Origin of the sequence: Streptomyces sp. SudanB52_2052, from assembly GCF_964272415.1 — a bacterium.
GTDB classification, from domain to species: Bacteria; Actinomycetota; Actinomycetes; order Streptomycetales; family Streptomycetaceae; genus Streptomyces; species Streptomyces olindensis.
Genome location: NZ_OZ186796.1, coordinates 1,447,302 through 1,469,726, shown reverse-complemented (window position 1 = coordinate 1,469,726; position 22,425 = coordinate 1,447,302). Strand labels below are relative to the sequence as shown.

At 72.0% G+C, this 22,425-nt stretch carries 20 protein-coding genes; 8 read left to right on the top strand and 12 right to left on the bottom strand.

The annotated features are described in order from the left end of the window. The first annotated feature begins 124 nt into the window (after positions 1-124). Positions 125-1,066, top strand: a complete 942-nt coding sequence (locus ACSUPV_RS06450; protein ID WP_031120190.1) for a class I SAM-dependent methyltransferase — start codon at positions 125-127, stop codon at positions 1,064-1,066. Positions 1,067-1,148: 82 nt separating this feature from the next. Further along, positions 1,149-1,850, top strand: coding sequence for an SDR family oxidoreductase (locus ACSUPV_RS06445; RefSeq protein WP_031120189.1), 702 nt, complete (start codon positions 1,149-1,151; stop codon positions 1,848-1,850). A 72-nt stretch (positions 1,851-1,922) separates the two neighbouring features. Here ACSUPV_RS06445 and ACSUPV_RS06440 read toward each other — a convergent pair whose 3' ends face one another. From ACSUPV_RS06440 to ACSUPV_RS06430, 3 genes are all read right to left on the bottom strand, one after another. Continuing rightward, on the bottom strand, positions 1,923-2,798 hold the full coding sequence (locus tag ACSUPV_RS06440; RefSeq protein WP_051649412.1) for an aldo/keto reductase: 876 nt from the start codon (positions 2,796-2,798) through the stop codon (positions 1,923-1,925). Between the two features lie 74 nt (positions 2,799-2,872). After that, the gene (locus ACSUPV_RS06435) at positions 2,873-4,699 is read right to left on the bottom strand and encodes an AMP-dependent synthetase/ligase (protein ID WP_037769567.1); all 1,827 of its coding nucleotides are present in this window, start codon (positions 4,697-4,699) and stop codon (positions 2,873-2,875) included. 301 nt (positions 4,700-5,000) lie between these two features. Then, positions 5,001-5,879 (bottom strand): LysR substrate-binding domain-containing protein, encoded by an 879-nt coding sequence (locus ACSUPV_RS06430; RefSeq protein ID WP_436947096.1) that lies wholly within the window; start codon positions 5,877-5,879, stop codon positions 5,001-5,003. A 134-nt stretch (positions 5,880-6,013) separates the two neighbouring features. Here ACSUPV_RS06430 and ACSUPV_RS06425 point away from each other — a divergent pair, with 134 nt between their 5' ends. Next, on the top strand, positions 6,014-7,051 hold the full coding sequence (locus tag ACSUPV_RS06425; RefSeq protein WP_359792321.1) for a bile acid:sodium symporter family protein: 1,038 nt from the start codon (positions 6,014-6,016) through the stop codon (positions 7,049-7,051). Here ACSUPV_RS06425 and ACSUPV_RS06420 read toward each other — a convergent pair. The 3 genes from ACSUPV_RS06420 to ACSUPV_RS06410 form a co-directional block, all read right to left on the bottom strand. Next, positions 6,987-8,225 carry a DUF4185 domain-containing protein gene (locus tag ACSUPV_RS06420; RefSeq protein ID WP_037769564.1) on the bottom strand — a complete coding sequence of 413 codons (1,239 nt, stop codon included), beginning with the start codon at positions 8,223-8,225 and terminating at the stop codon, positions 6,987-6,989. The two genes, ACSUPV_RS06425 and ACSUPV_RS06420, sit on opposite strands and share 65 nt — an antisense overlap. Before the next feature lie 11 nt (positions 8,226-8,236). After that, positions 8,237-10,108, bottom strand: a complete 1,872-nt coding sequence (locus ACSUPV_RS06415; RefSeq protein WP_436947095.1) for an exo-alpha-sialidase — start codon at positions 10,106-10,108, stop codon at positions 8,237-8,239. Between the two features lie 140 nt (positions 10,109-10,248). Next, on the bottom strand, positions 10,249-11,166 hold the full coding sequence (locus tag ACSUPV_RS06410; RefSeq protein WP_037769663.1) for a quinone oxidoreductase family protein: 918 nt from the start codon (positions 11,164-11,166) through the stop codon (positions 10,249-10,251). A gap of 103 nt (positions 11,167-11,269) precedes the next feature. Between ACSUPV_RS06410 and ACSUPV_RS06405 the strand changes: the two genes are divergently transcribed. Further along, positions 11,270-11,731, top strand: a complete 462-nt coding sequence (locus ACSUPV_RS06405) for a MarR family winged helix-turn-helix transcriptional regulator (RefSeq protein WP_031120176.1) — start codon at positions 11,270-11,272, stop codon at positions 11,729-11,731. Positions 11,732-11,804: 73 nt separating this feature from the next. Here the strand turns inward: ACSUPV_RS06405 and fdhD are convergent, their stop codons facing one another. Genes fdhD through ACSUPV_RS06380 form a run of 5 tightly spaced genes read right to left on the bottom strand, consistent with a single transcriptional unit; the run spans position 11,805 to position 18,244 of the window. Next, positions 11,805-12,653: a formate dehydrogenase accessory sulfurtransferase FdhD gene (fdhD, locus tag ACSUPV_RS06400; RefSeq protein ID WP_031120175.1), complete on the bottom strand. Its 849-nt coding sequence runs from the start codon at positions 12,651-12,653 to the stop codon at positions 11,805-11,807. Positions 12,654-12,660: 7 nt separating this feature from the next. Beyond that, positions 12,661-13,521 carry a 2Fe-2S iron-sulfur cluster-binding protein gene (locus ACSUPV_RS06395; RefSeq protein WP_359792315.1) on the bottom strand — a complete coding sequence of 287 codons (861 nt, stop codon included), beginning with the start codon at positions 13,519-13,521 and terminating at the stop codon, positions 12,661-12,663. Further along, positions 13,518-15,350 (bottom strand): NADH-ubiquinone oxidoreductase-F iron-sulfur binding region domain-containing protein, encoded by a 1,833-nt coding sequence (locus ACSUPV_RS06390; RefSeq protein ID WP_436947094.1) that lies wholly within the window; start codon positions 15,348-15,350, stop codon positions 13,518-13,520. The genes ACSUPV_RS06395 and ACSUPV_RS06390 overlap by 4 nt, the downstream gene beginning before the upstream one ends. Positions 15,351-15,356: 6 nt before the next feature. Then, positions 15,357-17,276 (bottom strand): molybdopterin oxidoreductase family protein, encoded by a 1,920-nt coding sequence (locus tag ACSUPV_RS06385; RefSeq protein WP_037769558.1) that lies wholly within the window; start codon positions 17,274-17,276, stop codon positions 15,357-15,359. Beyond that, positions 17,273-18,244 carry a 2-dehydropantoate 2-reductase gene (locus ACSUPV_RS06380; RefSeq protein WP_037769556.1) on the bottom strand — a complete coding sequence of 324 codons (972 nt, stop codon included), beginning with the start codon at positions 18,242-18,244 and terminating at the stop codon, positions 17,273-17,275. Before ACSUPV_RS06380 ends, ACSUPV_RS06385 begins: the two co-directional genes overlap by 4 nt. Positions 18,245-18,479: 235 nt before the next feature. Here ACSUPV_RS06380 and ACSUPV_RS06375 point away from each other — a divergent pair, with 235 nt between their 5' ends. The 4 genes from ACSUPV_RS06375 to ACSUPV_RS06360 all read left to right on the top strand — a co-directional run bounded on the left by ACSUPV_RS06375 (position 18,480) and on the right by ACSUPV_RS06360 (position 21,857). Further along, positions 18,480-19,814 (top strand): OFA family MFS transporter, encoded by a 1,335-nt coding sequence (locus tag ACSUPV_RS06375; RefSeq protein WP_031120170.1) that lies wholly within the window; start codon positions 18,480-18,482, stop codon positions 19,812-19,814. Next, positions 19,783-19,923 (top strand): MFS transporter small subunit, encoded by a 141-nt coding sequence (locus ACSUPV_RS06370; RefSeq protein WP_436947093.1) that lies wholly within the window; start codon positions 19,783-19,785, stop codon positions 19,921-19,923. Before ACSUPV_RS06375 ends, ACSUPV_RS06370 begins: the two co-directional genes overlap by 32 nt. 162 nt (positions 19,924-20,085) lie before the next feature. Continuing rightward, positions 20,086-21,024: a beta-ketoacyl-ACP synthase III gene (locus ACSUPV_RS06365; protein WP_037769553.1), complete on the top strand. Its 939-nt coding sequence runs from the start codon at positions 20,086-20,088 to the stop codon at positions 21,022-21,024. Positions 21,025-21,179: 155 nt separating this feature from the next. Beyond that, positions 21,180-21,857 carry a GntR family transcriptional regulator gene (locus ACSUPV_RS06360; protein WP_031120168.1) on the top strand — a complete coding sequence of 226 codons (678 nt, stop codon included), beginning with the start codon at positions 21,180-21,182 and terminating at the stop codon, positions 21,855-21,857. A gap of 95 nt (positions 21,858-21,952) precedes the next feature. Here the strand turns inward: ACSUPV_RS06360 and ACSUPV_RS06355 are convergent, their stop codons facing one another. Then, positions 21,953-22,393 (bottom strand): PaaI family thioesterase, encoded by a 441-nt coding sequence (locus tag ACSUPV_RS06355; RefSeq protein ID WP_436947092.1) that lies wholly within the window; start codon positions 22,391-22,393, stop codon positions 21,953-21,955. Between the last annotated feature and the right edge of the window lie 32 nt (positions 22,394-22,425).

Below are 22,425 nucleotides of genomic sequence, written 5' to 3'. Positions count from 1 at the left end.
CGGGTCCGCCGGGGCCTCGGCCCCGGCGGATCGGTGCGCTCTTTTTGCGGGAGCGGCAACAGCGGTGGCCTTCTCGCGGTGCGTCGGCGCAGGCTGACGGCATCCGAGCGAGAGGCTGACCACCATGGCGCACGACCACCACGAGCAGAACCACGACCACGAAGCCCACGGGCACGACCACGGACACGGTCAGAGGCAGGGGCAGGGCCACCACCACGACCACACGGACATCGACTGGGCCGAGATGGGCCCGATGCTGGAATCCTCGGCGGAACTGTTCTCGTCCCTGTACGAGCGGGCCCTGGGCTGGCTGGCGCAGGAGGTGACCGAGCCGGGACTGATCGTCGACGCGGGCAGCGGACCGGGCGTCGTGTCGTGCCTGTTCGCCGAGACGTTCCCCGGTGCGCGGATCGTGGCGGTGGACGGGTCCGAGCCGCTGCTGGAACGGGCCAGAGCGCGCGCCGAGCGGCAGGGGGTGGCCGACCGCTTCAGCACGATCACCGGTGAACTCCCGGACGTACTCGACGAATTGGACTACCCCGCAGACCTGCTCTGGGCCAGCCGCAGCCTGCACCACCTCGGCGACCAGCGGGCCGCGCTCGCCGCCTTCGCGGCACGGCTCGCGCCCGGCGGCACCCTGGCCCTGATGGAGGGCGGACTGCCCCCGCGGTTCCTGCCGCGTGACATCGGCATCGGCCGGCCCGGCCTCCAGGCGCGCATCGACGCGGTGGAGGCGGAGTGGTTCACGCAGATGCGCACCGGCCTGCCGGGCCATGTCGCCGTGACGGAGGACTGGCCGGCCCTGCTGGCCGCCGCGGGCCTGAAGCACACCAGGACGCACACGTTCCTCCTGGACCTGCCCGCACCCGCCTCGGAGCGGGCGCGCGCCTATGTGATCGCCTCCCTGTCGCACCTGCGGGAGAGGATCACGGACGGCCTCGACGCCGAGGATCTGGCGACCCTGGACCGACTCCTCGACCCCGACGACGCGGCGAGCCTGCACCGCCGTCCGGACGTGTTCGTCCTGGAGGCCCACACCGTGCACACGGCGGTCCGGCCGGTCTGACCCCGGGGCCTTGACTTCGAGAGCGCTTCAACTGATGGACTCCCCGGCATCGCAGTTCCGACCGCACACATAGGGGGAAGCCATGTCCGAGTCCCAGGTCGCGCTCATCACCGGCGGCGGCAGCGGCATCGGTGCCGCCGTCGCACGGCGGTTGCTGGAGGCCGGGTACCGGGTCGCCGTCACGGGGCGGGGGGAGGAGCGGCTGCGCGCCTTCGCCGAGGAACTGGGGCGGCCCGACGGGCTGTTGACGATCACCGGCGACACCGCCGTGTACGAGGACGTCCGGTCGGCGGTCGACGCCACCCTCAAGGCCTTCGGCCGGCTGGACACGGTCGTCGCCAACGCCGGTTCCGCCACCCACGACACGGTCGCGGAGGGCGACCCGGCCGGCTGGACCGACATGGTGCTGACCAACGTCCTCGGCCCGGCCCTGCTCATCAGGGCGTCGATCGACGCCCTGAAGGAGACACGCGGCCGGATCGTGCTCGTCGGGAGCGTCGCCGGGTTCGTGCACGGGCCCGGCAACCTCTACGGAGCCACGAAGTGGGCGGTGACCGGACTCGCCGAGAACACCCGGCGGCAGGTCACCGAGTGGGGCGTGGGCGTCACCCTGGTCGCGCCCGGCCGCACGGAGACCCCCTTCTGGGACTCCTACGGCAGCCTCCCGCCCGGCCATCTCCTCACGCCCGGTCAGATCGCCGACTCGGTCGTCTGGGCGATGCGCCGGCCGGCCGGGGTCGACGTCAACACGGTGGTCGTACGGCCGGTGGGACAGCCGGTCTGAGAGGGCGGACACGACAGCGCCCCGGTTCCGGCCGCTCAGGGGGCGTCGGAACCGGGGCGCTGCCGGTGCGGCTCAGGAGCCGTTGAACGTCGCCGGGTCCGGGCCCAGGCGCCGGTCCTCGTTCAGGGCGCTGATCGCCGCCAGGTCCTCGGTGTCCAGGCTGAAGTCGAAGACCTCGATGTTCTCCTTGATCCGCGCCGGCGTCACGGACTTCGGGATCACCACGTTGCCCAGCTGGATGTGCCAGCGCAGCACGACCTGCGCGGGCGTGCGGTTGTGCTTCTGGGCGATGGCCACGATCGCCGGGACCTCCAGCAGGCCCTTGCCCTGGCCGAGCGGCGACCAGGCCTCCGTGGCGATGCCCTGCTCCGCGTGGTACTCGCGGGCGGCGTGCTGCTGGAGGTGGGGGTGCAGCTCGATCTGGTTCACCGCCGGGATGACCGACGTCTCGCCGATCAGCTTCTCCAGGTGCTCGGGCAGGAAGTTGGAGACACCGATGGCCCGGATCCGGCCGTCGGCGTGCAGCTTCTCGAACGCCTTGTACGTGTCCACGTAGGTGCCCTTGTCGGGCATCGGCCAGTGGATCAGGTACAGGTCGACGAAGTCCAGGCCGAGCTTCTCCAGCGATGTGTCGAAGGCGCGCAGCGTGGAGTCGTACCCCTGGTCGGCGTTCCACAGCTTCGTGGTGACGAAGAGCTCCTCGCGCGGGAGGCCGGAGGCGGCGATGGCCTTTCCGGTGCCCTCCTCGTTGCCGTAGATCGCCGCGGTGTCGATGCTGCGGTACCCGGCCTCCAGCGCCGTCGCGACCGCCGACTCCGCCTCGTCGTCCGGCACCTGCCAGACACCGAAGCCCAGCTGGGGCATCTCGACGCCGTTGTTCAGGATGATCGGGGGGACCTTGCTCACGAGCTCTCGATCCTTCGGTTTGTGGTCAGGGTGTCCTCCCATCGTCAACGATCACGAGTCGTGATGCATTCCGGACGGGAGAATTCAGAAGCGACACCTGCCCCGCGGGGCGGATGTCACGCCCGGTACAGCGCCTCGACCTCGTTCTCGTACGCCTTTTCGATCGCCTTCCGCTTCAGCTTCAGCGACGGGGTCAGCAGCCCGTGCTCCTCCGTGAACGGCTGGGCCAGGATGCGGAAGGTGCGGATCGACTCGGCCTGGGAGACGAGGGTGTTGGCGGCGACCACCGCGCGGCGCACCTCCGTCTCCAGATCCGCGTCGCGCACCAGTTGCGCCGGGGACATCGGCGGCTTGTTGCGCATCGTCAGCCAGTGCTCCACGGCCTCCTGGTCGAGCGTCACCAGCGCGGCGATGTACGGGCGGTCGTTGCCGACGACGATGCACTGGTTGACCAGCGGGTGGTCCCGGACGCGTTCCTCCAGCACACCGGGCGAAACACTCTTGCCGCCCGATGTGACCAGGATCTCCTTTTTGCGGCCCGTGATGGTGAGGTAGCCGTCCTCGTCGAGCGAGCCGAGGTCGCCGGTGGCGAGCCAGCCGTCGTGCAGGGTCTCGTCCGTGGCCTTGGGGTTGTTGAGGTAGCCCTGGAAGACGTTGTCGCCGTGCAGCCAGATCTCGCCGTCGTCCGCGATGTGCACCGTCATGCCCGGGATGGGCTGCCCCACCGTGCCGAAACGGGTGCGTCCGGGCGGGTTGGCGGTGGCGGCGGCGGTGCACTCGGTCAGGCCGTAGCCCTCGTAGATGTGCACGCCCGCCCCGGCGAAGAACAGCCCCAGCCGCCGGTCCATCGCCGAGCCGCCGGACATGGCGTGTTTGATGCGGCCGCCCATCGCGGCGCGGATCTTGGAGTAGACGAGCTTGTCGAACAGCTGGTGCTGCATGCGCAGCCCGGCGGACGGGCCGGGGCCGACGCCCCAGGCCTTCGCCTCCATCGCGTCCGCGTACCTGATGGCGATGTCGACGGCCTTCTCGAAGGGGCCGGAGCGGCCCTCCTTCTCGGCCTTGCGGCGGGCCGCGTTGAACACCTTCTCGAAGATGTACGGCACGGCCAGGAAGAACGTCGGTTTGAACGCCGCCAGGTCCGGCAGCAGGGCCGCCGCGTTCAGCTGCGGCTGGTGGCCGAACTTCACCTTGCCGCGGATCCCGGCGACCTGCACCATCCGCCCGAAGACGTGGGCGAGCGGCAGGAACAGCAGGGTCGCCGCCTCGTCGCCCCGCTTGGAGTGGAACACCGGCTCCCAGCGCTCGATGACGGTGTCCGCCTCGAACATGAAGTTGCCGTGCGTGATGACGCAGCCCTTGGGCCGGCCGGTGGTGCCCGAGGTGTAGATGATCGTGGCGACGGAGTCGGGCGTGACGGCCTGCCGGTGGCGGTGCACCACCTCGTCGCCCAGGTGGGCGCCCGCGTCGTACAGCTCGTGCACGGCGCCGGAGTCCAGCTGCCACAGGCGGCGCAGCTGCGGCAGCCGGTCGATGACGGTGGCGATCGTCATCGCGTGGTCCTCGTGCTCCACGACCGCGGCCGTCACCTCGGCGTCGTACAGCATCCAGAAGCACTGCTCGGCCGAGGAGGTCGGGTAGACCGGCACCACCTGGGCGCCGATGGTCCACAGGGCGTAGTCGAACAGCGTCCACTCGTAGCGCGTGCGGGACATGATCGCGACCCGGTCGCCGAACCGGATGCCGCTCGCCAGCAGGCCCTTGGCCAGGGCGAGCACCTCGTCGCGGAACTCGGCGCTGGTGACGTCCCGCCACTGGCCGGAGTCGTCCTTGCGGCCCAGCGCGATGCGCAGCGGGTCCTCCTGGGCATGCTGGAATACCACGTCGGCCAGACCGCCCACCGGAGGTGCCAACGCCAACGGAGGGTTGGTGAACTCGCGCAAACCCCGCTCCCCGCTCCTCAGCGCTTTGGTTGAGTGACGCTCCGCACAGCGCCGTGAAAGCTACCCCAAGCAACCACTGCGCGGGAGGGGGGTCGGAAGTGGGCAGCGCTCTCGTCCGCGCTGGTCAACGAGGGAAAATACGCTCACATGGGGAAGGGTCGGACAGAATCCTGACGGTTGCGTAAGTTTCGGTGCCGTAATCTCCACCGAATCTGTACGACTCCAGGAGTCGCACGTCACGCGCCCGAGCGGGTGCCACTTCTCTCAGCGCGGCGGCTGCGGATTCCGTCACTCCGGTTCGTCACAGGCCCTTGCGCCCGCTGCGGTGCAGCCGGTCCCCGCCCGCCAGGAGCGCAGCGGCCAGGGCGTCCGCGGCGCCTTGGGCGGAGGGGCGGCGCCGGCCGTGCACCACGACGAAGTCGACCTGCCCCAGCTCCGGCAGCCCCGCCCGGTCCGGGACCCGGACCAGGCCCGGCGGGATGAGGCCGCGGGAGTGGGCCATCACGCCCAGGCCCGCCCGGGCCGCCGCGACGAGCCCGTTCAGGCTGCCGCTCGTGCACACCACGCGCCACTCGCGGCCCTGCCGCTCCAGCGCCTCCAGGGCGAGCGCGCGGGTGATGCCCGGCGGCGGGTAGACGATGAGCGGCACCGGGCGGTCGGGGTCGAGGCGGAGGCGCTCGGCGCCGATCCACACCAGCCGGTCGTGCCGGACCAGCTCGCCGCGCGGGTCCTCGGGCCGCCGCTTGGCCAGCACGAGGTCCAGCTTCCCGGCGGCCAGCATCTCGTGCAGCGTGCCCGACAGCTCGACCGTCAGCTCCAGGTCGACCTCCGGGTGCTCGCGCCGGAAGCCCTCCAGGATCTCCGGCAGCCGCGTCAGCACGAAGTCCTCCGAGGCGCCGAAGCGCAGTCGGCCGCGCAGCCGGGTGCCCGTGAAGAACGCCGCCGCCTGCTCGTGCACCTCCAGGATCCGTCGCGCGAACCCGAGCATGGCCTCGCCGTCCTCGGTCAGCTCCACCGAGTGCGTGTCCCGGCTGAACAGCGTCCGCCCGGTCGCGTCCTCCAGCCGCCGCACGTGCTGGCTGACCGTCGACTGCCGCAGCCCGAGCCGCCGCGCGGCCTGCGTGAAGCTCAGCGTCTGCGCCACCGACAGGAACGTGCGCAGATGGGAGGGGTCGTACATGAACCAAAGCTATCGCGATACGTGATAGCAGTGAGAGCGGTGTACGGGATTCCCGATCGCCGGACGGGGGAGCAGGATGGAAGGGGGCCGTCCCGGCCCCGCGACCGACCGAAGCACCAAGCAAGTGGAGCACCGTGAAACGCCTGCGCTGGCCGAGCCGGCTGCCGATCGACCCCTACATCCTGCTCCTCCTCGGGACAGTCGGAATCGCCGCGCTGATCCCGGCACGCGGAACGGCAGCGGATGTCTCCTCCGGCGCCTCCACGGCCGCGATCGCCTTCCTGTTCTTCCTCTACGGGGCCCGGCTGTCCACCCGGGAGGCACTGGACGGCCTGCGCCACTGGCGGCTCCACGTCACGGTCCTCGCCTGCACCTTCGTGATCTTCCCGCTGCTCGGCCTCGCGGCACGCGGACTCGTGCCGGTGATCCTGACCCACCCCCTCTACCAGGGCCTGCTCTTCCTCACGCTCGTCCCGTCGACCGTGCAGTCGTCGATCGCCTTCACCTCGATGGCCCGCGGCAACGTGCCCGCGGCGATCTGCGCGGGATCCTTCTCCTCCCTCGTCGGCATCATCGCCACCCCCCTGCTCGCGGCCTCCCTGCTCGGCAGCAGCGGCGGGTTCTCGGCCGACTCCCTGCTGGAGATCGTGCTGCAACTGCTCGTGCCGTTCCTCGCCGGACAGCTGCTGCGCCGCTGGATCGGCGGCTTCGTCACCCGCCACAAGAAGGTCCTCGGCCTCGTGGACCGCGGCTCGATCCTCCTGGTCGTCTACACGGCGTTCAGCGAGGGCATGGTCCAGGGCATCTGGCACCAGGTCAGTCCCGCGCGGCTCGGCGGGCTGTTCGCCGTCGAGGCGGTCATCCTCGCCGTGATGCTCCTGCTGACCTGGTACGGCGGCAAGGCGCTGCGCTTCGGGCGGGAGGACCGGATCGCCCTGCAGTTCGCGGGCTCGAAGAAGTCCCTCGCCTCCGGACTGCCCATGGCCAGCGTGCTGTTCGGCCCGCAGGCGGCCCTCGCCGTGCTGCCGCTGATGCTCTTCCACCAGATGCAGCTGATCGTGTGCGCGGTGATCGCCAAGCGGCGTGCGCAGGACCCGGTGGCCGACGTCACCCCGCGGGAGCCAGCCGCAGCGTCACGAACCGCGGTCGGTACAGGGACACGTTCCGGCTGAGCTGGGCGGCGGCGCCCGTCGTCTCCAGCCAGTTGACGTCGTAGCTCAGCACCAGACGCCCGTCGCCGCTCAGCACCGGATGCGTCTGCGGGTTGTAGGCGGCCACCTGGCCCTGCGGCAGCGACGGGCTGAACTCCTTCGCCGGACCGTGCCACGGCCCTTCCGGCGAGCAGGCCCAGTAGGACGCCACGGTGGTCAGGCCCTTCGTGCCCGTGGCCATCGTGAACAGCACGTACGTCCCATCGTCCCGGACGACCGAGAACGCGCTGCCCACCCCCCTGCGCTGCCCGTCCCCGAGCACCGGCCGGGGCCGGGCGCCGGGCACCCACGCCGAGCCGCTCCAGTACCGCCAGGCCGCCGGATCGGCGAGCCGGCCCTCCGGCACCCGCGCCACGTAGGCGTGCGAGGCCGGGCGGGAGGCGGCCTGGCCGTCGTCGCCGCCGTAGACGTACGTCCAGCCGTCCTCCTCGACCAGGGTGGTGCCGAACAGCACGCGCCGGGACGGGTCGGGGACGAGCTGCTGGTCGAGCACCTTGACGATCGACTCCAGGCGCAGCTCGGGCAGGGACAGGGTGGCGACCTCGGTCGCGGTGGGCACGCCGTAGATCCACGGGGAGGGCCCGGCGGTGCGCACCCACAGCAGCACGCGGACGACCTTCTCGGCGGAGCCGGGGGAGCGGGGTTCGACGCGGGCGGCGACCGGCCAGCGCCACTGGTTCGGCGCCGGGTCGGCGAAGAGCGGGGCGGGCAGCGTGGAGTGGAGCCGCCCGTCGCGCATCAGCACGGCCGAGTTGCGCACCAGTGGGGCGGTGGTGTCCCGCCAGGCGTAGGACTCGCCGTGCGGGTTGGGCGGGCCGTACACCCGGCCCAGATAGGTGTCCGAGAACAGCCACAGCACACGGCCGTCCGGCAGCCGGACCGAGTGGGTGCCGTCGCCGCCGGTCCAGTCGTCGTCGCGGGACGCGTCGTCGCCGTAGCGGGCGAACTCGGCGGTGAGGCGCTCGTCCGCCTGCCAGGAGCCGACCGTGCGCGCCCGGCAGGCACCGCCGTCGGGGTCCGCGTCGTCGTCCGGCAGGGCGATGAGCAGCGCGGCCCCGAGAACCAGGACCAGCAGCAGGCCGATCCCGGTTCCCGTGCGCTGTCGTGCTCGTGCTGCGGATGCGTCGTCGGGCACGTTCCGTGACGTTAGTTGCTGCCGCTCACCTGGTCCATGGGCAGCCACAGCACCGTGCCCTTGGCGGCCGCCCCCGACGCGCCGGAGGCCAACTCCCGGTCGGACAGGGCCCGGTTCCAGACCCGGACGTCGTCGATCGCCCCGGTGAAGTAGGCCCGGCTGTCCATGCGCTGGCCGATGTGCACGCCGAACGGGGAGTTGCGGCTGACCGAGCCCGGCACGTCCGCGGTGGTGAGCGCCTTGCCGTCGAGGAAGAGCGTCAGTGTGCCGCCGCCGCGGCGCAGCGCGAGATGGTGCCAGCGGCCGTCGTTGTGGGCGCCGGCGGTCGACACCGAGGCGTTCCGGACGGTCGTCGCGCCCGACCGGGTGGTGATCAGCGCCCGGACCCGGTCGCTCGCCGGCTCCCCGCGCAGCCAGATCTGCGGCTGGGTGCTGCCGATGCCGCCCATCCACAGGAACGGCTGCTCGCCGGTCGTGGCCGTGTAGCGGAAGAACAGCGAAGCCGTGAAGTCCCCCTCGCCCAGGGGGAGTCCGGACCGGTACGGCAGGCGTACGGCGTCGTCCGTGCCGTCGAAGGACATCGCACTGCCCCGCACACCGGCCGTCCGCCCGGCACCGCCGAGTACGGCCGCGGGCTTGGCGCCGGCCGCGGCGTCACGGGTGGTCGGGTCGGCGCCCCGGCGGGGTTTCAGCCAGTCCTCGGTGAACCGGGCGAAGCGGATCTCGTCGCGGGCGTCGGCCGCGCCGCCCTCGTACAGCAGGCCCACCGTCGTACGGTCGATCGCCGCCATGTCGGAGTAGCCGGACCAGTCGGTCGTGACGACCGTGCCCCGGTCCACGCTCTCCCAGGTGCGCCCGCCGTCGTAGGAGGAGCGGACCATCATCGTGCGGCGGCGGTCGGGGTCGGCCGGGGCGGACAGCAGCATGCGGTCGCCGAGGCGCAGCGTGGCGCCCTGGACCTGCGGGGTGTAGAGGTCCGGGAGGGCGCGGAAGGGCGTGGTGAAGCTGTCGCCGCCGTCCAGGCTGAAGGTCTGGGCCCGGTGGCCGAGGTCGGTGCCGTCCTGTTCCCGTCCGCTCACGAGCAGGGCGCCGTCGGCGCGTTCGGTGAGCGTCACCTCGGACGGCTTCTGCCGGAACGTGCCGTCCTGCGCTATGGGCCAGGTGTCCGTGGCGCCGACCCGCCAGGAGTCGCCGCCGTCGTCGCTGACGATGAGCGCCGCGTGGTTCGCGGAGACCCGGCTGCCGTTCCACGTCTCGGTGTTGACGCCGAAGACCAGCCGCCCGGCGTGCTCGCCGCGGGTCAGCTGGATGCCGTGCACGGGGCCCGTCGCGTACCAGGAGTTCCAGTCGTCGGGGAGGATCTGGTCGCTCAGGTCGCGCGGCTCGGACCAGGTGCGGCCGTCGTCGTCGCTGTACTGCAGGTGCGGGGTGCGGTCGCAGGGGATCTGGCAGTTGCCGGCGTCCGTGCGGCCGGTGTTGTACGTCTCGGCCAGCAGGATGCGGCCGGTCCTGCGGTCCACGAGGGGCGCGGGGTTGCCGTGCGTGTCGCCGGCGCCCTCGTTGACGACCTGGAGCGGGCCCCAGGTGCGGCCGCCGTCGGTGGAGCGCTTGAGGACGATGTCGATGTCGGCGGCGTCACCGCAGTTGAGGACGCGGCCCTCGGCGAAGGCGAGCAGCGTGCCGGACGTGGTCCGCACGATCGCCGGGATGCGGAAGCAGGCGTAACCGGGGTCCTGGGAGGCCTTGAAGAGGACCTGCTGCTCGAACTCCGGTAACGCCGTGGTGGTCCGGGCATGGGTCGGGCCGGTGGGCGCGAGAAGCGCCGCGGCGGCGAGGACGGCTGTGAGGGTGGATCTCAGACGGGTGCGAAGACTTGACGGCATGGTGCGACCTGCCCTTCATGCGTCTGTCGGCTGGACCACCGGGACGGGGGAACAGACATCCGGTCATTCGGACATCCCACGTCCAATGTGTGGGCCACAGACGGTACTTGGCTGCACAGACCCCCCACAAGAAGCGTGCGTCAGGGGATCAGCACGACCTTTCCGAGGTTGGACCGCGCCTCGATCTCCCCGTGTGCCTTCACCGCGTCCTCCAGGGCGAACCGCCCGTGCACGACGGGCTCGATCTCTCCCGCGGCGAACAGCCGCCACAGCTCCCCGCGCCACAGCTCGTACAACTCCGGCTTCCCGCGGGCGACACGGGCCATCTGGAACCCGATCACCGACTTGGCGCCCACGAGCAGGTCGTACGCCTGGATCGTGCCGCCGCCCGAGCTGTACGCCACGAGCCGCCCTTCCGGGGCGAGCGCGGCGAGGGCCGGGGTGAGCAGCTCGCCGCCCACCGCGTCCAGGGCGTAGTCGACGGGCGCCCCCCAGCTGTCGTCGCCGTACGCGACGACGTGGTCGGCGCCGAGGCCGCGGACGAAGCCGGCCTTGGCCGGGTCGGAGACGGCTCCCACGACGCGTCCGGCGCCGCGGGTCCGGGCCAGCTGCACGGCCAGGTGGCCGACACCGCTGGCCGCCGCCGTGACCAGGGCCGCCTCGCCCGGCTCGGGACGCGCCGCCTCCAGGGCGCCGAGGGCGACCAGGCCGCTGCGGACCAGGGCGACCGCGTCGACGGCGCCGGCGTCCGCGGGCACGGGGGAGGCCATGGCCTCGTGCAGCAGGGCGAAGTCGGCGTAGCCGTGCCCGAAGCAGAGCCCCGTCACCCGGTCGCCGGTGCCGAAGCGGGTCACGCCCTCGCCGACCGCCGTGACCTCCCCGGCGATCTCCCCGCCGAGCGGGACCGGCTCGGCCGCCTCGGTGACCTTGCGCACCACCGGGAGCGTGACACCGATCGCCTCCGCGCGCACCAGCAGCTCTCCGGGGCCGGGCTCGGGGACCGGTGCCTCCTCGACGAACAGGGGGCCGCCTCGGGATTCGTAGCGGACGCGGCGCATCGCACCTCCGGAGTCGTCGGTGATCCCCACGGATTCGTTGGGGAGCCCAACGGTATAGGAGGATCATAGGGTGCACCAACGATTTCTTGGTTAGGGTGCGGCCATGTCGGAAGCCCCCCTCCCCGCGATCCGCTCCCTGCCCAGCTGGCTGCTCGGCCGCGCCGCCGCCCGCGGCCGGGCCCTGGTGGCCGAGGCGCTGGCCGAGGAGGACATGCGGATGTGGCACCACGTGGTGCTGTCCGCCGTCCGGGACCTCGCGCCCGTCGCCCAGGCCGACCTCGGCCGCGCGATCAGGCTGGACCCCAAGGACCTGGTCGGCATCCTCGACGACCTCCAGGCGGCCGGCCTGGTGGTGCGCGAGCCGGACCCCAGGGACCGCCGCAAGAACGCGGTGTCCCTCACCGCGCGGGGCGCCCGGCTGCTGAAGCGCTGCGAGAAGGCGGCCCGCGCCGCCAACGACGAACTGCTCGCGCCGCTGACACCTGCCGAGCGCGAGCAGTTCACGGGGATGCTGCTGCGCATATCCGGCACGGCCGACCAGGCACCCCGCACCCCGGCGGACTGAGACGGGGCCCCTTGCGGCGCAGGGGGCGCTCCCCGCCGGTCGGGGCCCCGCCGCCGTGTCGCGGAAGGACTGCTCAGCCCTGGGCGGCCGCGGCCCGCAGAGCGATGCGGTCCTCACCCGCGTACACGTTCATGGAGCTGCCCCGCAGGAAGCCCACCAGCGTCAGGCCCGTCTCGGCGGCCAGGTCCACCGCCAGGGAGGACGGCGCCGACACCGCCGCCAGGACCGGGATGCCGGCCATCACGGCCTTCTGCGCCAGCTCGAAGGAGGCGCGGCCCGACACGAGCAGGATCGCCCGCGACAGCGGCAGCTGCCCGTTCTGCAGGGCACGGCCCACCAGCTTGTCGACCGCGTTGTGCCGTCCCACGTCCTCCCGGACGTCCAGCAGCTCGCCCTCCTCCGAGAACAGGGCCGCCGCGTGCAGGCCCCCCGTCCGGTCGAAGACCCGCTGGGCGGCGCGCAGCCGGTCGGGCAGGCTCGCCAGCAGCTCGGGCGTGACCCGGACCGGGGGAGCGTCGGCGATGGGCCAGCGGGCCGTCGTCCGCACGGCGTCCAGGGACGCCTTGCCGCACAGGCCGCAGGAGGACGTCGTGTAGACGTTGCGCTCCAGAGTGATGTCGGGGATCACCACGCCCGGGGCCGTCTGCACGTCGACCACGTTGTACGTGTTCGAGCCGTCGGCGGTGGCCCCGGCGCAGTAGACGATGTTCCTGAGGTCCTGCTGCCCGCCCAGCACGCCCTCGCTCACCAGGAAGCCCGCCGCGAGCGCGAAGTCGTCGCCCGGGGTGCGCATGGTGATCGCCAGGGGCTTGCCGTTCAGCCGGATCTCCAGGGGCTCCTCGGCGACAAGGGTGTCCGGGCGGCTGGAGACGGCCCCGTCCCGGATGCGGAGCACCTTGCGTCGTTCCGTGACTCGTCCCATGTCCTGATCAGCCCCGGTTCTGTACGTGCTGGTAGCCGAAGCGGCCCTTGATGCAGAGGTTGCCGTGGGTCACCGGGTTGTCGTGCGGCGAGGTGACCTTCACGATCTCATTGTCCTGCACGTGCAGCGTCAGGTTGCAGCCCACTCCGCAGTACGCGCACACCGTCGTCGTCTCCGTCTGCCGCGACTCGTCCCACGTACCCGCCGCGCGCATGTCGAACTCCGACTTGAAGGACAGCGCGCCCGTGGGGCACACCTCGATGCAGTTGCCGCAGTACACGCACGCCGAGTCGGTCAGCGGCGCGTCGTGCTCCACGGCGATCCGGGCGTCGAAACCGCGCCCGGCGACCGAGATCGCGAAGGTGTTCTGCCACTGGTCGCCGCAGGCGTCGACGCACTTGTAGCAGAGGATGCACTTGTCGTAGTCACGCACGTACAGGTCGTTGTCGACCCTCGGCTCCTCGTTCAGCCGGGCCGCGTCCGGGCCGAAGCGGTCCGGCTTGGCCTCGTACTCCTTGAGCCACTCGGCGACCCGGGGCGTGGTCGACAGGTCGACGGAGGACGCCAGCAGCTCCAGGACGATCTTCCGGCTGTGCCGGGCGCGCTCGGTGTCCGTGCGGACCTCCATGCCCGGCTCGGCCTTGCGGGAGCAGGCCGGGACGAGGGTCCTGGACCCCTCGACCTCGACGACACAGACGCGGCAGGCGTTCTTCGGCCGCAGGGTGTCGCCCTCGCACAGGGTCGGGATGTCCTTGCCCGCCGCCCGGCAGGCGTCGAGGATCGTCGAGCCCTCGGGGACCCGGGCCTGTTCGCCGTCGATGGTGAACTCCAGCAGCCGGCGCGGGATCCCCAGCGGTGTGACGGTCATTCGTACGCCCCCAGACGGTCGATGGCGGATTCCACGGCGTTCCACGCGGTCTGCCCGAGACCGCAGATCGAGGCGTCCCGCATCGCGCGGCCGACCTCCCTCAGCAGGGCGATGTCGCCCGCGGCGGCGGCACCCGTGCGCTCCGCGATCCGGTGCAGCGCCTCCTCCTGCCGCACGGTCCCGACCCGGCAGGGCACGCACTGCCCGCACGACTCGTCGCGGAAGAACTCGGCGATGCGCAGCAGCAGCCGGGGGAGGGGCACGGTGTCGTCGAAGGCCATGACGACTCCGGAGCCCAGGGTCGTGCCGGCCTCGCGCGTGCCCTCGAAGGTGAGCGGGATGTCCAGCTCGTCGGCCCGGACGAAACCGCCGGCCGCCCCACCCAGCAGCACCGCCCGCAGCCCGTCCCGTACCCCGGCGAGCGCGAGCAGCTCACCGAGGGTCGCGCCGAAGGGCAGCTCGTAGACACCGGGCCGCTCCACCGTCCCGGACACGCAGTACAGCTTCGGTCCGGTCGAGCGCCCGGTCCCGATCGCCGCGTACGCCGGGGCGCCCATGGTCAGGATCGGCAGGACGTTGACCAGCGTCTCCACGTTGTTCTCGACGGTCGGCTTGCCGAACAGGCCCTTCTCCACGGGGAAGGGCGGCTTGGAGCGGGGCTCGCCCCGGTAGCCCTCGATGGAGTTGAACAGGGCCGTCTCCTCGCCGCAGATGTAGGCGCCCGCGCCGCGCCGGATCTCGATGTCGAAGGCGTAGCCCTGGCCGAGGATGTCGTCGCCGAGCAGCCCACGCGCGCGTGCCTGCCCGATCGCGTGCTCCAGGCGGTGCAGAGCGCGCGGGTACTCGCCGCGCAGATAGAGGTAGCCCTGGTGGGCGCCGGTCGCGTACCCGGCGATCGTCATCGCCTCGACGAGCGCGTACGGGTCGCCCTCCATGAGCACGCGGTCCTTGAACGTGCCCGGCTCGGACTCGTCGGCGTTGCAGACGAGGTAGTGCGGACGGTCCGGCTGGGACGCCGTGGCCTGCCACTTGCGGCCGGTGGGGAAGGCGGCGCCGCCGCGCCCGACCAGGCCCGAGTCGGTGACCTCGCGGATGACCCCCGCCGGTCCCAGTGCGAAGGCCCGGCGCAGGGCCGTGTAGCCGCCGTGGGCGCGGTAGTCGTCCAGGGACGCCGGGTCGACCACGCCGACGCGGTGCAGCAGCATCAGGCCGTCCTGCCCGGCCTGGGGGACCGCCAGCGCGGCCGGGGGCTCCTCCGGCGCCGAGTCGGGGGCGCTCGCGGCGAGGACGGCCTCCGCGACGGTCGCCGGTGCCGACACCGCCGTACGGACCGGGTCCCCGGCCCTGATCGCGAGCGCCGCCGGGGCGCGTTCGCACAGGCCCAGGCACGGGCCGCGCTGCACGCTCACCCCACTGCCGGGGCCCAGCCGCTCCTCGATCCCCGCGCACAGCTCCGGCGCCCCGGCCGCCGCGCACGCCAGGTCCGTGCACACGTGCAGCACGGTCGCCGGGCGCGGCCTGACGGAGAACAGGGCGTAGAAGGTGGCGACCCCGTACGCCTCCGCCGGCGGCACCGTCAGCCGCCGGCACAGGTAGTCGAGGGCGCCGTCGCTGATCCAGCCGACCCGGTCGTTGATCGCGTGCAGCCCCGGCAACAGCAGGTCGCGGCGGTCCCGGGCCGCACGTCCGCCACGGGCCCACCTCAGATCGGCAGCCCGCATCTCATCGCGGGCGGCGCCCTCCCAGGAGGACTCCGGGGGCCCGAGCAGGGCGTCCACGGCCGCCCGTTCCTCGTCCGTCGGTTTGCTGTCGCCGAAGTGCAGGTCCACGGTGCGTCACCCCACGATGGTCGCGATGGGCAGCTTCTCGATCCGGATCGCCGACGCCTTGAACTCCGCCGTCCCCGCGATCGGGCAGTTCGCCTCGATCGTCAGCTGGTTGGTGTCCACCTCGTCGGGGAAGTGCATGGTCATGAAGGCGAGCCCGGGCCGCAGCGCCGGGTCCACCCACACCGGCGCCGTCACCGACCCGCGCCGCGAGGTGACCTGGACCTCCTCGCCGACGACCACCCCGTAGCGCTCCGCGTCCTCCGGGCTCAGCTCGACGTACTCGCCGCGCCGCAGCGGGGAGGCGTAACCGCCGCTCTGCACACCGGTGTTGTACGAATCGAGCCGCCGCCCGGTGGTGAGCCGGATCGGGTACCGCTCATCGGTGAGGTCCACGGGCGGGTCGTGCTGCACGATCCCGAACGGCGCGAGCCGGCCGCGCCGCGCGGGGACGGGGTCCCACAACCGGCCGTGCAGGAAGGTCGGTTCGAGCCGCTCGGTGCTGGGGCACGGCCACTGGATGCCCTGGTGCTCCTCCAGACGCTCGTACGTCATGCCGAAGTGGTCGGGCGAGACGGACCTCAGCTCGTTCCACACGGTCTCGGCGTCCGCGTACTTCCAGTCGTGGCCCAGGCGGGCCGCGAGATCGCAGATGATGTCGATGTCCTCGCGGGCCTCGCCGGGCGGGGTGACGGCCCTGCGGACGCGCTGGACGCGCCGCTCGCTGTTGGTGGTCGTGCCCTCGGTCTCCGCCCAGCCGGCCGTCGCGGGCAGCACGACGTCCGCCAGCTCCGCCGTCTTCGTCAGGAAGATGTCCTGCACGACCAGGAAGTCGAGCGCCTTCAGCCGCCGCACGGCCTGCTCGCTGTCGGCCTCCGACTGGGCCGGGTTCTCGCCGATGCAGTAGACGGCCTTGAGCGAGCCGTCCTCCATGGCCTCGAACATCTCCGTGAGGTTCAGGCCGTAGTGCGGCTGGATGACGGTGTCCCAGGCCGACTCGAACTTCAGCCGCGTGTCGGGGTCGAGGATGTCCTGGAAGCCGGGCAGGCGGTTGGGGATCGCGCCCATGTCGCCGCCGCCCTGCACGTTGTTCTGCCCGCGCAGCGGCTGCAGACCCGAGCCGTACCGGCCGACGTGCCCGGTGAGCAGGGACAGGTTGATCAGGGCGCGGACGTTGTCGGTGCCGTTGTGGTGCTCGGTGATGCCGAGCGTCCAGCACAACTGGGCGCGCTCGGCCCGGGCGTAGGCGTGCGCCAGCTCCCTGATGGCTGCCGCCGGGACGCCCGTCACCTTCTCGGCGAGCGACAGCGTCCACGGCTCGACCAGCGCCCTGTACTCCTCGAAGCCGGTCGTCGCCCGCTCGATGAACGCCTCGTTGGCGAGCCCCGCGTGGATGATCTCGCGGCCGATCGCGTGCGCCATCGGGATGTCCGTGCCGACGTTCAGCCCGAGCCAGCTCTCCGCCCACTCGGCGGTCGACGTCCGGCGCGGATCGACCGCGTACATCCGGGCGCCGTTCCTGATGCCCTTCAGCACGTGCTGGAAGAAGATCGGGTGCGCGAACCGGGCGTTGGAACCCCACATCACGATGACGTCGGTGTGCTCGATCTCCTCGTACGACGACGTCCCGCCGCCCGAGCCGAACGCCGCCGACAGCCCGGCCACGCTCGGGGCGTGGCAGGTGCGGTTGCAGGAGTCGACGTTGTTGGTGCCCATGACGACCCGGGCGAACTTCTGCGCCACGTAGTTCATCTCGTTCGTGGCGCGGGCGCAGCTGAACATGCCGAAGGCGCCGCGGTTGCGCTCCAGCCCCCGGGCCGCGCGGTCCAGGGCCTCCTCCCAGGTCGCCCGCCGGAACGGCTCGTCCCGGGAGTCCCGCACGAGAGGGTGGGTGAGTCGGGTGTAGGTCTTCGGTTCACGCTTCCTCATGCGGCGCTCCTCAGCGCGAGCAGGTCCGAGATGGCGTGCACGGTGCGCAGGGTGGGCACCTCCACGCCGGTGATCTCCGCCAGTTCGACGACCGCCGCGAGCAGCACGTCGAGTTCGAGCGGCTTGCCGCGCTCCAGGTCCTGGAGCGTGGAGGTGCGGTGGTCGCCGACCCGCTCGGCGCCCGCGAGCCGGCGCTCGATGGAGACCCCGACCTCGCAGCCCAGGGCGTTCGCCACCGCCAGCGTCTCGGTCATCATGATCTCGATGACCCTGCGGGTGCCGCCGTGCAGGCACATCTGCCGCATGGTCGCGCGGGCCAGCGCGCTGATCGGGTTGAAGGAGATGTTGCCGAGCAGCTTGACCCAGATGTCGCCCCGCAGATCCGGTTCGACCGGGCACTTCAGGCCGCCCGCCTGCATGGCCTCGGCGAAGGCCAGACAGCGAGCCGAGCGGCTGCGGTCGGGCTCGCCGATGGAGAACCGGGTGCCTTCCAAGTGCCGTACGATCCCCGGGCCTTCGAGCTCGGTCGCCGCGTAGACCACGCATCCGACGGCCCGTTCGGGCGCGAGCACCGCACTGACCGCGCCGTCCGGGTCCACGCTCTCGATGCGGTGGCCGTCGTAGGGGCCGCCGTGCCGGTGGAAGTACCACCAGGGGATGCCGTTCTGGGCCGCCACGACGGCCGTGGTGTCGTGCAGCAGCGGCGCGATCAGCGGCCCGCACGCCGCGTACGCGTTGGCCTTCAGGCCCAGGAAGACGTAGTCGACCGGGCCGACCTCGGCCGGGTCGTCGGTCGCGTGGGGGTGCGCGGTGAAGTCGCCGCGCGGGCTGCGCACCCGGACTCCGTACTGCCTCATGGCCGCCAGATGCGGTCCACGGGCGATGAGATGCACGTCGGCGCCCGCGCGATGGAGCGCGGCGCCGACGTAGGCGCCGATGGCACCGGCGCCGAGAACTGCGACTTTCACGGGAACACTCCGTTCGGTTTGAGGGATACCGCGGAGGTGACTGTCTGAGGGCGGCCGCGCGGTTCGCGTCTGGCTCACGTACGGCTTGTGTCGACGAAATATTGTCTACAGTATGGAGGTTGGGGCGGCAAGGGGCCGTGCGCCGACCGTTCGGCGCATCCCGGATACCGCTCACCGCATACGGTCGACGCGCCGCCTTCTCAACTCCGTTGCGGATCCCTACCGTCCGGGGTTCATGAGTCCCCCCGTCGCACCCCCGGGCTGGAGCCGCTGGCTCGTCCCGCCCGCCGCTCTCTCCGTACACCTCTCCATCGGCCAGGCCTACGCCTGGAGCGTGTTCAAACCGCCGCTCGAATCCGCGCTCGGCCTCAGCGGCACGCAGAGCGCGCTGCCCTTCCAGCTGGGCATCGTCATGCTGGGCCTGTCCGCCGCGTTCGGCGGCACGCTCGTGGAGCGCAAGGGCCCGCGCTGGGCGATGACCGTCGCCCTGGTCTGCTTCTCGTCCGGCTTCCTGCTCTCCGCTCTGGGCGCCGCCCTGGAGCAGTACTGGCTGATCGTCTTCGGCTACGGCTTCGTCGGCGGCATCGGCCTCGGCATCGGCTACATCTCGCCCGTCTCCACCCTGATCAAGTGGTTCCCGGACCGGCCCGGCATGGCCACCGGCATCGCCATCATGGGCTTCGGCGGCGGCGCGCTCATCGCCTCGCCGTGGAGCGCCCAGATGCTGGAGTCCTTCGGCTCCGACAGCTCCGGCATCGCGCTGGCGTTCCTGGTGCACGGCCTGTCGTACGCCGTCTTCATGCTGCTGGGTGTGCTCCTGGTCCGGGTTCCGAGCAGTGCCCCGGGGACGCGGGAAACCGCGCGACAAGCCCTCACAGGACCGCAGGTCTCCGCGAACCAGGCCATCCGCACCCCGCAGTTCTGGTGCCTGTGGATCGTGCTCTGCATGAACGTCACCGCCGGCATCGGCATCCTGGAGAAGGCCGCGCCGATGATCACCGACTTCTTCGCGGAGACCTCCACACCGGTGTCGGTGACGGCCGCCGCCGGCTTCGTCGCGCTGCTGTCGGCCGCGAACATGGCCGGCCGCATCGGCTGGTCGTCGACCTCCGACCTGATCGGACGCAAGAACATCTACCGCGTCTACCTCGGCGTCGGCGCCCTGATGTACGCCCTCATCGCCCTGTTCGGCGACTCCTCCAAGCCGCTGTTCATCCTGTGCGCGCTGGTGATCCTGTCCTTCTACGGCGGCGGGTTCGCGACCGTCCCGGCGTATCTGAAGGACCTGTTCGGCACCTACCAGGTCGGCGCCATCCACGGGCGGCTGCTCACCGCCTGGTCCACGGCCGGGGTCCTCGGCCCGCTGATCGTGAACTGGATCGCCGACCGGCAGGAGGAGGCGGGCCGGCACGGCGCGTCCCTGTACGGACTGTCCTTCGTCATCATGATCGGGCTGCTCGTCGTCGGCTTCGTCGCCAACGAACTCGTCCGGCCCGTCCACCCGCGTCACCACGTCCCGGCACCGAAGGAGGCCCCGCATGTCCAGCCCCAGCAGTCAGAGTCCGCTTAGCCCGGACCGGCGGTGGCTCATCGCCTTCGCCTGGACATGGGTGGGCGTACCGCTCGCCTACGGGCTGTACGAACTGGTCCGGAAGGCGACGCAGCTGTTCACCGGCTAGGTGCCCGGCCAGGTGCCCGAGGGCCCGCCGCGTGCCGGGGGCGCTGACGGAAGGTGACAACACGGGCGTCCGTTTCCTGTCACCTTGGCTGCCGTCGTACCCGCGAGTCACTGATCAGACTGGTGGATCCGCTACCCAAGGCAACGAGGGGGACCCGCCCACATGAACGGCTCGCGCATCGCCGCCGTCGGCCACTACCAGCCCGCCAAGGTGCTCACCAACGAGGACCTGGCGGGCCTGGTGGACACCAGTGACGAGTGGATCAGGAGCCGGGTGGGGATCCGCACCCGCCACATCGCGGGCCCCGACGAACCGGTCGACGAACTGGCCGCGTACGCCGCCGCCAAGGCTCTCGCGGCGGCCGGACTCGCACCGGCCGACATCGACCTGGTGCTGGTCGCCACCTCCACCGCCGTCGACCGCTCGCCCAACACGGCCGCCCGGGTCGCGGCCCGCCTCGGCATCCCGCAGGCCGCCACCATGGACCTCAACGTGGTGTGCGCCGGCTTCACCCACGCCCTGGCCACGGCCGACCACGCCGTCCGCGCGGGGGGCGCGAGCCGGGCGCTGGTCATCGGCGCCGACAAGATGTCCGAGGTGACCGACTGGAGCGACCGCACCACGTGCGTGCTCGTCGGGGACGGGGCCGGGGCCGCCGTGGTCGAGGCCGCCGACGAGCCGGCCATCGGACCGGTGCTGTGGGGGTCCGTGCCCGAGATGGGCAACGCCGTGCGGATCGAGGGCACGCCGCCGCGCTTCGCCCAGGAGGGGCAGAGCGTCTACCGCTGGGCGACCACCCAGCTGCCGCCCATCGCGCGCCGGGCGTGCGAGCGGGCCGGACTGGAGCCCGCGGACCTGGCCGGGGTCGTGCTGCACCAGGCGAACCTGCGCATCATCGAACCCCTCGCCGAGAAGATCGGCGCCGTGAACGCCGTCGTCGCGCGGGACGTCACCGAGTCCGGCAACACCTCGGCCGCGAGCATCCCGCTGGCCCTGTCCAAGCTGGTGGAGCGGGGCGCGGTCACCACCGGCGACCCGGTCCTGCTGTTCGGCTTCGGCGGCAACCTCTCCTACGCCGGTCAGGTCGTCCGCTGCCCCTGAACGGGCAGGTTCCGCCCCCGGTGTGACGCGGTCAACTCCCCGAAGCCCTGGCTCCTGTGCGCCGTAGACTGTAGACGAAAGACAATCAATACTGACTCTGCGGCGACACCGGCTTCCGCCGCGCTGTGCACGGCCCTGCCGAGGAGGGGACCGCGATGCTGTCGACAGGCCTGCCCCAGGGGGCGGTACCCAAGCTGGAACGCCCGGGACCGCTGCGCGACCGCGTGTACGAGGCGCTGCTCGAACTCATCACCACCCGTGCGCTGCAGCCCGGACAGCACCTCGTCGAGAGCGAGCTGGCCGGACACCTCGGGGTCTCTCGGCAGCCGGTGCGCGAGGCGTTGCAGCGGCTCAACACCGAGGGGTGGGTCGATCTACGGCCCGCCCAGGGCGCGTTCGTGCACGAGCCGACGGAAGAGGAGGCCGACCAGCTCCTCACGGTCCGTACGCTGCTGGAGGCCGAGGCGGCCCGGCTCGCGGCGGCGGGCGCGAACAGCGCGGGCATCTCCGCCCTGGAGGCCCTGTGCGCGGAGGGCGAGAAGGCCGTCGAGGCCGACGACGTGGACGGGGCCGTCGCCATGAACGCCCGCTTCCACGCCAAGATCATGGAACTCGCCGGCAACGCCGTCCTCGCCGAACTGGCCGCCCAGGTCGACCGGCGCGTGCGCTGGTACTACACGCCGGTGGCCCGCCAGCGCGGCCACCAGTCCTGGATCGAACACCGTGAACTCATAGCGGCCGTCGCCGCCCGGGACGAGCAGCGGGCGACCCAGCTGATGCGCGAACACACCGAGCACACACGGCGCTCGTACCACGCGCGGGCACGCTCTTAGGGCTCTATCCGGCGGGGCTCTATCCGGCGGGGCTCTATCCGGCGGGGCTCTATCCGGCGGGGCCCTGTCCGGCGAGGCGCTGTCCGGCAGGGGTCTCATCCGGCGGGGGCCGCACCGGCGTCGGTGCGGCCCGTGTCCGTCAGCACCGCCTGGGTCTGCGTGGTCTGGCCCACCAGGGTGCCGTTCTCGTCGCGCAGGTCCGTCCGGACGGCGATGAAGGAGCGGCCCACGTGCACGGGGTGCGCCTCGGCGTGCACCGTGCCCGACCGTACGGCGCGGAAGAAGTTCGTCTTCGACTCGACCGTCGAGGTGCTCGCGCCCGGCGGCAGGTTGAGGAACGCGCACACCGCGCCGGCCGTGTCGGCGAGCGCCATCAGCGCGCCGCCGTGCAGAGCGCCACCCACCGTGCACACCTCCGGGGCCCAGGCGAGCGCGGCCCTGACCCGGGCGGGGACGGCCTCCTCCAGGGCGATGCCCAGCTCACCGGCGAAGGGCACCGCCCGCACCAGGGCTTCCAGGGCAGGGGTGTCGGACATACGGGACCTCCCGACGGGACGACCAGGACGGG

Coding starts and splice junctions, on each gene's coding strand:
- ACSUPV_RS06430 (WP_436947096.1), bottom strand. CDS start 5,879: ATGTACGACCCCTCCCATCTGCGCACGTTCCTGTCGGTGGCGCAGACG.
- ACSUPV_RS06405 (WP_031120176.1), top strand. CDS start 11,270: ATGTCGGAAGCCCCCCTCCCCGCGATCCGCTCCCTGCCCAGCTGGCTG.
- ACSUPV_RS06375 (WP_031120170.1), top strand. CDS start 18,480: ATGAGTCCCCCCGTCGCACCCCCGGGCTGGAGCCGCTGGCTCGTCCCG.
- ACSUPV_RS06410 (WP_037769663.1), bottom strand. CDS start 11,166: ATGCGCCGCGTCCGCTACGAATCCCGAGGCGGCCCCCTGTTCGTCGAG.
- ACSUPV_RS06395 (WP_359792315.1), bottom strand. CDS start 13,521: ATGACCGTCACACCGCTGGGGATCCCGCGCCGGCTGCTGGAGTTCACC.
- ACSUPV_RS06440 (WP_051649412.1), bottom strand. CDS start 2,798: ATGGGAGGACACCCTGACCACAAACCGAAGGATCGAGAGCTCGTGAGC.
- ACSUPV_RS06415 (WP_436947095.1), bottom strand. CDS start 10,108: ATGCCGTCAAGTCTTCGCACCCGTCTGAGATCCACCCTCACAGCCGTC.
- ACSUPV_RS06360 (WP_031120168.1), top strand. CDS start 21,180: ATGCTGTCGACAGGCCTGCCCCAGGGGGCGGTACCCAAGCTGGAACGC.
- ACSUPV_RS06385 (WP_037769558.1), bottom strand. CDS start 17,276: ATGAGGAAGCGTGAACCGAAGACCTACACCCGACTCACCCACCCTCTC.
- ACSUPV_RS06450 (WP_031120190.1), top strand. CDS start 125: ATGGCGCACGACCACCACGAGCAGAACCACGACCACGAAGCCCACGGG.
- ACSUPV_RS06445 (WP_031120189.1), top strand. CDS start 1,149: ATGTCCGAGTCCCAGGTCGCGCTCATCACCGGCGGCGGCAGCGGCATC.
- ACSUPV_RS06355 (WP_436947092.1), bottom strand. CDS start 22,393: ATGTCCGACACCCCTGCCCTGGAAGCCCTGGTGCGGGCGGTGCCCTTC.
- fdhD (WP_031120175.1), bottom strand. CDS start 12,653: ATGGGACGAGTCACGGAACGACGCAAGGTGCTCCGCATCCGGGACGGG.
- ACSUPV_RS06365 (WP_037769553.1), top strand. CDS start 20,086: ATGAACGGCTCGCGCATCGCCGCCGTCGGCCACTACCAGCCCGCCAAG.
- ACSUPV_RS06370 (WP_436947093.1), top strand. CDS start 19,783: ATGTCCAGCCCCAGCAGTCAGAGTCCGCTTAGCCCGGACCGGCGGTGG.